The organism is Achromobacter spanius, assembly GCF_002966795.1.
GTDB classification, from domain to species: Bacteria; Pseudomonadota; Gammaproteobacteria; order Burkholderiales; family Burkholderiaceae_B; genus Achromobacter; species Achromobacter spanius_D.
The window spans coordinates 3758928-3771282 of record NZ_CP023270.1; the positions used below are offsets into that span (position 1 = coordinate 3758928).

Here is a 12355-nt window from a genome sequence, read left to right on the forward strand (position 1 = left end):
CGCCGTTGGCTATCCTGCGGGCTGCACGTGGGCCAGCTCCTGCGCCAGCTTTTCCACGAACATCCATTCCCGCACCTTGCGCCCGGCCGCCGCGTAATCGCGTTCGTCATCCAGAAGACGCGTCAGCGTGGCGCGCATCTCGGCACGCGCCTCGTCGAGTTCGGCTTGCAACGCGTCCAGGACGCCGGCGTCATCGCGCCCGTCGTCCAGCATCTCGCGCCAGGTCATCTGCTGCATCAGGAAAGCCGCGTCCATCGACGTGTTGCTTTCGGTCTGCAGGTCCACGCCCGCCTGCTCGCACAGGTAGCGCGCCCGCAACAGCGGATCCTTCAACTCGCGATAAGCCTCGTTGGCACGCGCCGCCCACTGCATCGCCACGCGGCGTTCCGCGGGGCTGGCCGTGGCAAAGCGGTCGGGGTGCACCTTCGCGGCGACAGAGCGCCAGGCGTGTTCAAGCGCCTGGCCGTCCAGGCCGAATCGTGCCGGCAAGCCAAACAGGCTGAAGTGATCGTCACCTGCCAAGACTTACACCGTGAACGACTCGCCGCAGCCGCAGGTCGCCTTCTCGTTGGGGTTGCGGAACTTGAAGCCTTCGTTCAGGCCCTCGCGGGCGTAATCCAGCTCCGTGCCATCGAGGTACGACAGGCTTTTCGGGTCAATGAAGACCTTCACGCCAAAGCTCTCGAAGACGACATCCTCCGACTCGACCGCGTCGACATATTCCAACTTGTAGGCCATGCCGGAGCAGCCCGTCGTCCTAACGCCGAGCCGCAAGCCGATACCCTTTCCGCGCTTTTGCAAGTAGCGGCCGATATGGGTGGCAGCCTGTTGGGTCAGGGTAACGGACATGATCAGCCCGCCACAGCTTCGGCCGTGACCGAATGCTTTTCTTTGTAGTTCTGCACCGCGGCCTTGATCGCGTCTTCGGCCAGAATGGAACAGTGCACCTTCACCGGCGGCAGGGCCAGTTCTTCGGCGATCTGCGTGTTGCGGATGTTCATGGCTTGGTCCAGCGTCTTGCCCTTGACCCATTCGGTCACGAGCGAGCTGGAGGCGATGGCCGAGCCACAGCCGTAGGTCTTGAAGCGCGCGTCTTCGATCACGCCGGCTTCGTTCACCTTGATCTGCAGCTTCATGACGTCGCCACAGGCCGGCGCGCCCACCATGCCGGTGCCCACCGAGTCGTCCGACTTGTCGAACGAACCGACGTTGCGGGGGTTTTCGTAGTGATCCAGAACTTTGGTGCTGTAAGACATGTTAATTCTCCACGTATATCAAGGCGCGGGCGCTTAGTGCGCGGCCCACTGCACGGTGTTCAAGTCGATGCCTTCCTTGGCCATTTCCCAAAGCGGCGACATATCGCGCAGCTTGCCAACCCGGCTCTTGATCAGTTCGACCGCAAAGTCCACTTCCTTCTCGGTCGTGAAACGACCCAGCGTGAAGCGGATCGAGCTGTGCGCCAATTCATCGTTGCGGCCCAGGGCGCGCAGCACGTACGAAGGCTCCAGGCTGGCCGACGTGCAGGCCGAACCGCTGGAAACCGCAAGCTCCTTGATCGCCATGATCAGGGACTCGCCTTCGACGTAGTTGAAGCTCACGTTCAGGTTGTGCGGCACGCGCTGGTCCATGTCGCCGTTGAGGTAGACCTCTTCGATTTCCGACAGGCCGTTCCACAGGCGATCGCGCAGCATGCGGATGCGCTCGTTTTCGGTGCCCATTTCTTCGCGCGCCAGGCGGAAGGCCTCGCCCATGCCGACAATCTGGTGCGTGGCCAGCGTGCCCGAGCGGAAACCGCGCTCATGACCGCCGCCGTGCATCTGCGCTTCGATGCGGATACGCGGCTTGCGGCGCACATACAGCGCGCCGATGCCCTTGGGGCCGTAAGTCTTGTGGGCCGAGAACGACATCAGGTCGACCTTGAGCTTTTGCAGGTCGATTTCCACCTTGCCGGTCGCCTGAGCGGCGTCGACGTGGAAAATGATGCCCTTCTCGCGGCAGATCTCGCCCAGCGCTTCCACATCCTGGATCACGCCGATTTCGTTGTTCACCATCATCACGGACACCAGCACGGTGTCGGGACGCAGTGCAGCCTTGAAGACATCCAGGTCGATCAGGCCGTTGTCCTTGACGTTCAGGTAGGTGACTTCGAAACCCTGGCGCTCCAGCTCACGACAGGTGTCCAGAACCGCTTTGTGTTCCGTCTTGACCGTGATGATGTGCTTGCCGCGCTCGGCATAGAAGTTTGCCGCGCCCTTGATGGCGAGGTTGTTGGATTCGGTGGCGCCGGAGGTCCAGACGATTTCGCGCGGGTCGGCATTGACCAGCTTGGCGACTTCTTCGCGGGCGCGTTCGACGGCTTCTTCAGACTCCCAGCCAAACGCATGGCTGCGCGACGCGGGGTTGCCAAAGTTTTCATAGAGCCAGGGCACCATCGCGTCGACGACGCGGGGGTCGACAGGCGTCGTGGCCGAATAATCCAGATAGATCGGACGGGTGGTCATTTCTACAACTCCTGATACTTCTTATACGGTGGCGTTGGCAGCAACAGTGGTGGTCGGGGCGTTGGCGGCGGTAGCGCCTCCCACCCGGTTCACACGCACTGCGCAGGCCTGCGCTTGATTCGTGGCTTCCTGCAACTGGCGCACGCGCTGCTGATCGACGAGATCCTGCAGGGACACCGAATCCAGGTAATCCACCATCTTGCGATTCAACGTAGCCCAGAGTTCATGCGTCATGCACTTGCCCGGCTTGCCGTCGTTGCCGCTCGTACAGTCCCGCTTGCCGCCACAGCTCGTGGCGTCCAGCGGTTCGTCGACGGCGAAGATGATGTCTGCAACAGTCACGTTGCGCGCCAGACGCGCAAGCGAATAACCGCCGCCCGGGCCGCGGACGCTGTCCACGAGCTCGTGACGACGGAGTTTTCCGAAGAGCTGTTCCAGATACGAAAGCGAAATGTTCTGACGCTGGCTGATGGCCGCAAGAGTGACCGGGCCGCTATGCTGCCGCATAGCCAAGTCGATCATGGCAGTCACGGCGAAACGCCCTTTGGTAGTTAGCCGCATGGTGAATTCCCTGTGATTCCGGCAATGGCCGCCAGCGAATCCAGCGGTCAATACCCGAGTAATTGGCTCAAGTATAGCCTATTCCCGACTAATTTGGTATGGCTCCCGGCTACAAAAAACCGCGCATCTGCGCGGTTATTTACTGCCTTGTGCCTCAAGAGCCGCTCTGCGAGCGGCTCTGCAACCGGCCAATCAGGCAGCCTGGTACTGGGTAGCGCGCTTGCGGACCAATTCGAGGACGCCCTGACAGGCGTCTTCAAGGTAGTCCAGAACCTTGCCGAAGCCATCGGCGCCGCCGTAGTACGGGTCGGGCACGGTGGCTTCTTCGAACTCATTGGCAAAGCGCATCAGGAGCATCAGCTTGTGCTGGTACGCCTTGGGGCATTGCTGCTGCATGGCGGACAGATTGTCCCAATCCATGGCGAGGATAAGATCGAAGTCACGGAAGTCTTCCGCGGTGACCTGACGCGCCTCGCAGTGAGTGATCTCGTAGCCGCGCTTACGTGCCGCAGCCTGCGCCCGGGCATCAGGCGCCTCGCCGATATGAAACGCGTGCGTGCCCGCGGAGTCGATGCGCACGACATCGCCCAAACCCGCGTCATTCACCAAATGGCGAAACACGCCCTCTGCGCTCGGCGAGCGACAGATATTGCCCATGCAAACGAAAAGTACCTTGGTCATCATGGGAGCAAGTGTGCGGGAAAACCCGAGATAAGGCAAGCTTTTTTTGCACCTGCGCAATTGACGTAGCGCAAATTAAAGGCCCACATAACTGCAACAAAATCATGGGCTTGCAAGCTTATATTCAGGTAATTAATGAGACTCAGGCAGCGCAAAATTCCGGAATCGTTACACCCTGATGGCAACACACCACTTTTTGCGCTTTTTCAGCTTGCAGTAAGCAAAAAGACATGAATTGAAACCTTCGATCCGATCCTAAACCGCCCCGTCCAGCAGCACGCGTTGCTTGAGCGCATTGAGCGAATCTCGCGCGGCCGCAGCCTGTTCGAATTCAAGGTTGCGGGCGTGGTCCATCATCAGTTTCTCAAGGCGCTTGATCTCGCGCGCCAGGGCCTTTTCGTCTTTCAACAATTCCGCAGGCACTGCCGCTTCCAGCGTATCGTGTTGGGCAGGCGCCACAATACCGTCGATCAGTTCGCGCACCGCCTTGTGCACACCGCGCGCGGTGATGCCGTTGTCGACGTTGAATTGCAGCTGCTTCGTGCGCCGGCGGGCTGTTTCGTCCATGGCGCGCTTCATGGAATCCGTGATGCGGTCGGCGTAGAGAATCGCGTGACCATTCAGGTTGCGCGCCGCGCGCCCGATGGTCTGGATGAGGCTGCGCTCTGAACGCAGGAAGCCTTCCTTGTCCGCGTCCAGGATGGCCACCAGCGACACTTCCGGAATGTCCAACCCTTCGCGCAGCAGGTTGATGCCCACCAGCACGTCGAAGGTGCCCAAGCGCAGATCGCGCAGGATTTCGACACGCTCGACCGTATCGATGTCCGAGTGCAGGTAGCGCACCTTCACGCCATGCTCGCTCAGGAAGTCGGTCAGGTCTTCGGCCATCCGCTTGGTCAACGTCGTGACCAGCACCCGGTCGCCTTGCGAAACGCGTGTCTTGATCTGGCCGAGCAGATCGTCCACCTGTGTGCGGGCAGGCAGCACCTGCACGATCGGGTCGACAAGCCCCGTGGGACGCACCACCTGCTCCACAACGTTGTCCGCGTGCTCCTGCTCGTAGGCAGCCGGCGTTGCCGATACGAATACGCATTGGCGCATCCGGGCTTCGAACTCTTCGAGCTTGAGCGGACGGTTGTCCAGCGCCGACGGCAGACGGAAGCCGTATTGCACCAGCGTTTCCTTGCGCGAGCGGTCGCCGCGGTACATGGCGCTGAGCTGACCGATCGTGACGTGACTTTCGTCGATGAACATCAGCGCGTCGGACGGCAGGTAATCGATCAGGGTTGGCGGCGGCTCGCCCGCAGCGGCGCCGGACAAATGGCGCGAGTAGTTCTCGATGCCCTTGCAGAATCCCAGCTCCTGCAGCATTTCCAGGTCGAAGCGCGTGCGCTGCTCCAGGCGCTGGGCCTCCACCAGATGACCGTCGTCGACGAAGCGCTTGACGCGTTCGCGCAGCTCTTCCTTGATGGTCTCGATGGCGCGCAGCACGGTGTCGCGCGGCGTCACGTAATGCGAGCCGGGATAGACAGTGAAGCGCGGCAACTTCTGGCGGATGCGGCCCGTCAGCGGGTCGAACAGTTCCAGAGTTTCGATTTCGTCGTCAAACAAGGTGACGCGCAAGGCGAGCTCGGCGCTTTCCGCCGGGAAGATGTCGATGGTCTCGCCGCGCACGCGGAAAACTCCACGCGTGAACTCGGCATCGTTACGGGTGTACTGCATGGCAACCAGGCGCGCAAGAATCTCGCGCCGCGCGATCTGGTCGCCGGCGCGCAGGATCAGCACCATCGCGTGATAGTCGCCGGGGTTACCGATACCGTAGATGCACGACACCGTACCCACGATGATCGTGTCGCGCCGCTCGAGCAGGCTCTTGGTGGCCGACAGCCGCATCTGCTCGATGTGTTCGTTGATGGACGAGTCCTTCTCAATGAACAGGTCGCGCGTCGGCACGTAGGCCTCGGGCTGGTAGTAGTCGTAGTAGGAAACGAAGTACTCAACCGCGTTCTTCGGAAAGAACTCGCGCATTTCGGCGTAGAGCTGCGCGGCCAATGTCTTGTTTGGGGCAAGGACCAGCGCCGGGCGGCCCATGCGCGCGATGACATTGGCCATGGTGTAGGTTTTGCCCGAACCGGTCACCCCCAGCAGCGTCTGGAACATGAGGCCGTCTTCGACACCCTGGGTCAGCCCTGCGATGGCAGTGGGCTGATCCCCCGCCGGCGGATAGGGTTGATAGAGATGAAACGGGCTGTCAGGGAAATCGACGAATCCCGGACCTGCTGCGGGAGCACCCGCGCTTGGGTCTATTGCGCTCTTAGGCATGCTAGACTGTTCCAGGGTAAACCCCCCATTATCCACAGCACTTCGTACTGCGTCCACCCACCTCATCAGAGTCCCATGAGCACCCTATTCGATTCCGTCGAGCTCGCGCCGCGCGACCCCATTCTTGGCCTGAACGAACAATACAACGCGGACACCCGCCCCGGTAAAGTGAACCTGGGTGTGGGCGTGTATTACGATGATCAGGGACGGATCCCGCTCCTGGGCGCAGTGCGCAAGGCTGAAACCGCCCGCATCGAAGCTGCCGCCGCTCGCGGCTACCTGCCGATCGAAGGCATCGCCGGCTACAACGCCGGTGCGCAGGCACTGCTGCTGGGCAAGGATTCCGCGCTGGCCGCCGCTGGCCGCGTGCTGACCACGCAGGCACTGGGCGGCACTGGCGCCTTGAAGATCGGCGCCGATTTCCTGCGCCAATTGCTGCCGGGCTCCAAGGTCCTTATCAGCGATCCCAGCTGGGAAAACCACCGCGCCCTGTTTGAGCGCGCCGGTTTTGAAGTCGGCACCTATGCTTACTACGACGCCACCACCCGCGGGCTGAACTTCGAAGCCATGCTGGCCGACCTGAAGGCCGCGCCCGCCAAGACCGTCGTTGTGTTGCACGCTTGCTGCCACAACCCCACCGGCGCCGACCCCACCCCCGACCAGTGGAAGCAGATTGCCGCTGTCGTGAAGGAAAACAACCTGGTCCCGTTCCTGGACATCGCCTACCAAGGCTTTGGCGACGGCCTGACGGAAGACGCCTCGGTCGTGCGCCTGTTCGCCGACCTGGACATGACCATGTTCATCAGCTCGTCGTTCTCGAAGTCGTTCTCGCTGTACGGTGAACGCGTCGGCGCCCTGACCGTCGTGGCCGGCAGCAAGGACGAAGCCACCCGCGTGCTGAGCCAGCTCAAGCGCGTCATCCGCACCAATTACTCCAACCCGCCGACGCATGGCGGCACGGTCGTCTCCACGGTGCTGAACACGCCCGAGCTGTTCGCCCTCTGGGAAGAAGAACTGGCCGGCATGCGCGATCGCATCCGCCTGATGCGCGCGCAACTGGTCGACAAGATCAAAGAGCACGGCGGCAAGCAGGACTTCAGCTTCGTGCTGAAGCAGCGCGGCATGTTCTCGTATTCGGGCCTGTCCGCCGCCCAGGTGGATCGTCTGCGCGAAGAACATGGCGTCTACGCCGTGTCCAGCGGCCGCATCTGCGTGGCCGCGCTGAACAGCGGCAACATCGACAAGGTGGCAGCCGGCATCGCGGCCGTGCTGTAAATCGCCAGGCGGCGCCAAGCCGTCTTCATCTAAAAACGGGACCTGCGGGTCCCGTTTTTGCTGGCATTTTAACTGGCCTCTGGACTGGCTTGCTTTTTTGCGCTGCGTCCCCCAGAATGGCGCTGTATATATGTACAGTCCGTTCACTCCGGATCATCGCCATGGCCAGCAAACTCACGGATCGCCAACAACAAATCCTGGACCTCATCAGGCAAACGGTCACGCGCACCGGCTTTCCGCCGACGCGCGCCGAAATCGCCCAGGCCCTCGGTTTCCGCTCCCCCAACGCCGCCGAAGACCACCTCAAGGCGTTGGCTCGCAAGGGCGCCATCGAACTCACGGCCGGCGCCTCGCGCGGCATCCGCCTGAAGGACGCCGCCACAGCGGTCCAGTCCTCGCTCCCCATCCCCGCCCTCGCCCAGCTCCTGTTGCCGCTGGTCGGCCGCGTTGCGGCAGGCAGCCCGATTCTGGCAGCTGAGCACGTTGAACGCGAAGTCGGCGTAGACCCCAGCCTCTTTGCCCAGGCGCCCGATTACCTGCTCAAGGTGCGCGGCATGAGCATGCGCGACGCAGGCATCCTCGAAGGCGACCTGCTAGCTGTCAAAAGGGCATCTGAAGCTCGCAACGGCCAGATCGTGGTGGCTCGTATTGGCGACGATGTCACGGTCAAGCGCCTCCAACGCCAGAACGGCCATATCGAGCTGCTGCCCGAAAATCCCGACTTCGAAACCATTGTCGTCAAGGCCGATCAGGAATTTGCGCTGGAAGGCATTGCCGTGGGTCTCATCCGTACTCAGGCGCTGCACTAAGCCGGGTTAGCCCTGGGTCAAGCCGCGCCGCTATTTTGCGGCTTGTGCCCCGCCCCGTCCCAGAAGCCCAAGCCCAAAACAAAACCCCGCTCATGTGAGCGGGGTTTTTTGCTTTCGGGCGTCTGCAAATCTTGCATCACCCTTGGGCTTCGGACGCCCTCTTTCGAGAGCGTCCTGGCGTTCAAGACGCCATCAGTGCTTCATGACCGGGTCGGTCGAGCCGGGTTCAGCCGGCTTGGCAACCAGGGCTTCCTTGACGGCTTCTTCCTCGGCCAACGGCTCCGGCAGACGCTCCAGGGCCAATTCAAGCACCTTGTCGATCCAACGCACTGGCACGATCTCGAGGTGGTTCTTGACGTTGTCCGGAATCTCCGCCAAATCCTTGACGTTTTCTTCCGGGATCAAAACCGTCTTGATACCGCCACGGTGGGCCGCGAGCAGCTTTTCCTTCAGGCCGCCGATGGGCAACACTTCGCCGCGCAGCGTGATCTCGCCCGTCATGGCGACATCGGCGCGCACCGGAATGCGCGACAGCGCCGACACCATGGCCGTGGTGATCGCGATACCCGCGGACGGACCGTCCTTGGGCGTCGCGCCTTCCGGCACGTGCACGTGCATGTCGTGCTTTTCAAAAACGCTGTCGGCAAAGCCCAGGCGGCGAGCCCGCGAACGCACCACCGTGCGCGCTGCCTCGACCGATTCCTTCATCACGTCGCCGAGCGAACCCGTGCGCTGGATGACGCCCTTGCCGGGCATGTCCGCGACTTCGATCGTCAGCAGGTCGCCGCCGACTTCCGTCCAGGCCAGGCCGGTCACCTGACCGATCTGGTTTTCCTTTTCGGCCATGCCAAACGCGTAGCGGCGCACACCGAGGTAATCGCTGAGGTTGTCGGCCGTGACGTTGACCGCCTTGACCTCGAGCGTCTTGCCCTCGGCCTTGGCGCGGTCGCTTTGGGTCAGCAACTGCTTGATGACCTTGCGGCAGATCTTGCCCACTTCGCGTTCGAGCGCACGGACACCAGCTTCGCGGGTGTAGTAACGCACGATGTCGCGCAGCGCGGTGTCGTCAACCGTCAGCTCGGTCTCCTTCACGCCGTTGTTCTTCATCAGCTTGGGCAGCAGATGGTCGCGGGCGATGTGGATCTTTTCTTCCTCGGTGTAACCCGACAGGCGGATCACTTCCATACGATCCAGCAAGGCCGGCGGAATGTTCAGCGTGTTGCTGGTGGCCACGAACATGACGTCGGACAGATCGAAGTCGACCTCGATGTAGTGATCCTGGAACGTGTGGTTCTGTTCCGGGTCCAGCACTTCGAGCAGGGCCGACGAGGGATCGCCACGGAAATCCATGCCCAGCTTGTCGATTTCATCAAGCAGGAACAGCGGATTGCGCACGCCGACTTTCGACATGTTCTGCACGATCTTGCCGGGCATCGAGCCGATGTACGTGCGACGGTGGCCGCGAATCTCGGCTTCGTCACGCACCCCGCCCAGGGCCATGCGCACGAACTTGCGGTTCGTGGCCTTGGCGATCGACTGACCAAGCGAGGTCTTGCCGACGCCCGGGGGGCCGACCAGGCACAGGATCGGCGCCTTCACCTTGTCCACGCGCTGTTGCACGGCAAGATACTCGAGGATCCGTTCCTTGACCTTTTCCAGACCGTAGTGGTCGTTGTCCAGCACCGTCTCGGCGTTGCTGATCGAGTTGTTGATCTTGCTCTTCTTTCTCCAGGGGAGATTGATGAGCGTGTCGATGTAGTTGCGGACCACGGTGGCTTCGGCCGACATGGGCGACATGAGCTTGAGCTTCTTGAGCTCGGCATCGGCCTTCTTGCGCGCCTCTTTGGGCATGTGGGCAGCGATGATCTTCTTTTCAAGTTCTTCGATGTCCGCGCCCTCTTCGCCTTCGCCCAACTCTTTCTGAATGGCCTTGACCTGCTCATTCAGGTAGTAGTCGCGCTGGCTCTTTTCCATCTGCTTCTTAACGCGGCCTCGAATCCGCTTCTCGACCTGGAGGATGTCGATTTCGGTTTCGAGTTGCGTGAGCAGGCCTTCGAGGCGTTCGGAAGTGCCGGTGATCTCGAGCATCTTTTGCTTCTGCTCGAGCTTCAGGGGAAGATGCGCGGCGATCGTGTCAGCCAGGCGGCCGGCATCATCGATGCCAGCCAGCGAGGTCAGGATCTCCGGGGGGATCTTCTTGTTGAGCTTAACGTACTGCTCGAATTGCGCAACGATGGCGCGGCGCAAGGCTTCGGTTTCGGAGCCCTGCATGGCGTCCGGTTCGATGGGCGACACCTGGCAGGTGAAGTGCGAATCGGCGTCTTCAATGGTGTTGATGCGCGCGCGCTGCGTGCCCTCAACCAGCACCTTCACGGTGCCGTCGGGCAGCTTGAGCATCTGCAGGATGCCGGCGACGCAACCAATTTCGTAAACGTCTTCAGGCGTGGGGTCATCTTTGCCGGCGGACTTTTGAGCCACCAGCATGATGCTTTTGCCCGCTTCCATCGCGACCTCGAGCGCGCGGATGGAGCGCGGACGGCCGACGAACAGCGGGATGACCATGTGCGGGAACACTACGACATCGCGCAGCGGCAGCAGGGGAAGGTCGATCGGGTCGGAAGGCAGGGTCTGGCTGGCAGACATATGAGGTTCCTCGGTATGACTCGGCGTATGGGGACGGGACACCCGGGTAATACCCGAGCAAACTCGTCAATTACGTCTGTTATGGGAACAATAGCCGAAAATTCAAGATCTCGGCCGCCTGGATCACCAAAAGGCCCCAAAAAGGCCCTGGAACCGCCTTCAGTATGCGGCCATGGCGGACGGCTGAAAAGCGAGATCGGGGGTGTAGAAGCGCCCTAGGCAAAAAAACCCGTTACGAGAACGGGCTTTTTTGAAATATCAGGCGGCGGCGTCGCGGACTTCTCCGCGCTCCGGCTTCTCTGGCGCGGCGTTTTCATCCGCGTAGATCAGCAAGGGCTTGCCCTCGCCTTCGATGGCGTTTTCGTCGAGCACCACACGCTTGACGTTGCCCTGCGAGGGCAGGTCGTACATGGTGTCGAGCAAAGCCTGTTCGATGATGGAACGCAGACCACGAGCGCCCGTCTTGCGGCGCAGCGCCTTGCGGGCGATGGCCTTGAGCGCGGCGGGCCGCACGTCGAGCTCGGCGCCTTCCATGGCGAACAGCTTCTGGAATTGCTTGAGCAAGGCGTTCTTGGGCTCGGTCAGAATCTGGACCAGCGCGGCTTCGTCCAGCTCGTCCAGCGTTGCGACAACAGGCAGACGGCCGACCAGTTCGGGGATGAGGCCGAACTTGATCAGGTCTTCGGGCTCGACTTCGGAGAACAGTTCACCGACGCCACGCTCGGACTTGGCGCGCACCGACGCCGAAAAACCGATGCCGGATTTTTCGGTGCGGTCGCGAATGACCTTTTCCAGTCCGTCGAAGGCGCCGCCCACGATGAACAGGATGTTGGTCGTGTCGACCTGCACGAAGTCCTGGTTGGGGTGCTTGCGGCCGCCCTGCGGGGGCACCGACGCCACCGTGCCTTCGATCAGCTTCAGCAAGGCCTGCTGCACGCCCTCGCCCGACACGTCGCGGGTGATGGAGGGGTTGTCGGACTTGCGCGAGATCTTGTCGATCTCGTCGATGTAGATGATGGCGCGCTGGGCCTTTTCGACTTCATAGTTGCAGTTCTGCAGCAACTTCTGAATGATGTTTTCGACGTCTTCGCCCACGTAACCGGCTTCGGTCAGCGTGGTCGCGTCGGCCATGACGAAGGGCACGTTCAGCATGCGAGCCAGCGTCTGGGCCAGGAGCGTCTTGCCGGAGCCGGTGGGCCCGATCAGCATGATGTTGCTCTTGGAGAGCTCGACTTCGTCGCCCTTGATTTCGCCGTGGCGAATGCGCTTGTAGTGGTTGTAGACGGCCACGGCCAGCATGCGCTTGGGCGACGATTGCCCAATGACGTACTGGTCGAGGAAAGTCTTGATTTCAGCCGGAGTGGGCAGCTCGGAACGAATCGCCGCGCGCGCGGTAGCCTGCGCCTCTTCGCGGATGATGTCGTTGCACAAATCTATGCATTCATCGCAGATGAATACCGACGGACCCGCGATCAGCTTGCGGACTTCGTGCTGGCTTTTATTGCAAAACGAGCAATGCAGCACCTTAGCGTCTGCCGATCCCTTTTTTTCAGGCATATTTCT

At 61.5% G+C, this 12355-nt stretch carries 11 protein-coding genes; 2 read left to right on the forward strand and 9 right to left on the reverse strand.

The window, feature by feature from the left end; genetic code table 11:
- Window positions 1-9: 9 nt before the first annotated feature.
- The 7 genes from hscB to uvrB form a co-directional block, all read right to left on the reverse strand.
- Window positions 10-522 (reverse strand): Fe-S protein assembly co-chaperone HscB, encoded by a 513-nt coding sequence (gene hscB / locus CLM73_RS16850; protein ID WP_105239413.1) that lies wholly within the window; start codon window positions 520-522, stop codon window positions 10-12.
- 3 nt (window positions 523-525) lie between these two features.
- Window positions 526-849: an iron-sulfur cluster assembly protein IscA gene (gene iscA, locus CLM73_RS16855; protein ID WP_056562412.1), complete on the reverse strand. Its 324-nt coding sequence runs from the start codon at window positions 847-849 to the stop codon at window positions 526-528.
- Between the two features lie 2 nt (window positions 850-851).
- Window positions 852-1256, reverse strand: coding sequence for a Fe-S cluster assembly scaffold IscU (gene iscU, locus CLM73_RS16860; RefSeq protein WP_056562415.1), 405 nt, complete (start codon window positions 1254-1256; stop codon window positions 852-854).
- A 33-nt stretch (window positions 1257-1289) separates the two neighbouring features.
- The gene (locus tag CLM73_RS16865) at window positions 1290-2501 is read right to left on the reverse strand and encodes an IscS subfamily cysteine desulfurase (RefSeq protein WP_105239414.1); all 1212 of its coding nucleotides are present in this window, start codon (window positions 2499-2501) and stop codon (window positions 1290-1292) included.
- Window positions 2502-2522: 21 nt separating this feature from the next.
- Entirely contained in the window at window positions 2523-3062 is a 540-nt protein-coding gene (iscR, locus tag CLM73_RS16870) for a Fe-S cluster assembly transcriptional regulator IscR (RefSeq protein WP_056318865.1), read from the reverse strand.
- 192 nt (window positions 3063-3254) lie between these two features.
- On the reverse strand, window positions 3255-3746 hold the full coding sequence (locus CLM73_RS16875) for a low molecular weight protein-tyrosine-phosphatase (protein ID WP_006386176.1): 492 nt from the start codon (window positions 3744-3746) through the stop codon (window positions 3255-3257).
- Between the two features lie 252 nt (window positions 3747-3998).
- Window positions 3999-6065: an excinuclease ABC subunit UvrB gene (uvrB, locus tag CLM73_RS16880; protein WP_105239415.1), complete on the reverse strand. Its 2067-nt coding sequence runs from the start codon at window positions 6063-6065 to the stop codon at window positions 3999-4001.
- A 75-nt stretch (window positions 6066-6140) separates the two neighbouring features.
- Between uvrB and CLM73_RS16885 the strand changes: the two genes are divergently transcribed.
- Both CLM73_RS16885 and lexA read left to right on the forward strand, forming a co-directional pair.
- Window positions 6141-7340 carry an amino acid aminotransferase gene (locus CLM73_RS16885; RefSeq protein WP_105239416.1) on the forward strand — a complete coding sequence of 400 codons (1200 nt, stop codon included), beginning with the start codon at window positions 6141-6143 and terminating at the stop codon, window positions 7338-7340.
- A 161-nt stretch (window positions 7341-7501) separates the two neighbouring features.
- The gene (gene lexA / locus CLM73_RS16890; protein WP_105239417.1) at window positions 7502-8149 is read left to right on the forward strand and encodes a transcriptional repressor LexA; all 648 of its coding nucleotides are present in this window, start codon (window positions 7502-7504) and stop codon (window positions 8147-8149) included.
- A 192-nt stretch (window positions 8150-8341) separates the two neighbouring features.
- Here lexA and lon read toward each other — a convergent pair whose 3' ends face one another.
- Both lon and clpX read right to left on the reverse strand, forming a co-directional pair.
- Window positions 8342-10792, reverse strand: coding sequence for an endopeptidase La (lon, locus tag CLM73_RS16895; protein WP_105239418.1), 2451 nt, complete (start codon window positions 10790-10792; stop codon window positions 8342-8344).
- A gap of 258 nt (window positions 10793-11050) precedes the next feature.
- Entirely contained in the window at window positions 11051-12349 is a 1299-nt protein-coding gene (clpX, locus tag CLM73_RS16900; protein WP_056562435.1) for an ATP-dependent Clp protease ATP-binding subunit ClpX, read from the reverse strand.
- Window positions 12350-12355 lie beyond the last annotated feature (6 nt).

Bases quoted from the DNA above. Each gene is read 5' to 3' on its own strand.
- iscR (WP_056318865.1), bottom strand. From the start codon at position 3,062: ATGCGGCTAACTACCAAAGGGCGTTTCGCCGTGACTGCCATGATCGAC.
- CLM73_RS16865 (WP_105239414.1), bottom strand. From the start codon at position 2,501: ATGACCACCCGTCCGATCTATCTGGATTATTCGGCCACGACGCCTGTC.
- lon (WP_105239418.1), bottom strand. From the start codon at position 10,792: ATGTCTGCCAGCCAGACCCTGCCTTCCGACCCGATCGACCTTCCCCTG.
- CLM73_RS16885 (WP_105239416.1), top strand. From the start codon at position 6,141: ATGAGCACCCTATTCGATTCCGTCGAGCTCGCGCCGCGCGACCCCATT.
- iscU (WP_056562415.1), bottom strand. From the start codon at position 1,256: ATGTCTTACAGCACCAAAGTTCTGGATCACTACGAAAACCCCCGCAAC.
- iscA (WP_056562412.1), bottom strand. From the start codon at position 849: ATGTCCGTTACCCTGACCCAACAGGCTGCCACCCATATCGGCCGCTAC.
- clpX (WP_056562435.1), bottom strand. From the start codon at position 12,349: ATGCCTGAAAAAAAGGGATCGGCAGACGCTAAGGTGCTGCATTGCTCG.
- lexA (WP_105239417.1), top strand. From the start codon at position 7,502: ATGGCCAGCAAACTCACGGATCGCCAACAACAAATCCTGGACCTCATC.
- uvrB (WP_105239415.1), bottom strand. From the start codon at position 6,065: ATGCCTAAGAGCGCAATAGACCCAAGCGCGGGTGCTCCCGCAGCAGGT.
- CLM73_RS16875 (WP_006386176.1), bottom strand. From the start codon at position 3,746: ATGATGACCAAGGTACTTTTCGTTTGCATGGGCAATATCTGTCGCTCG.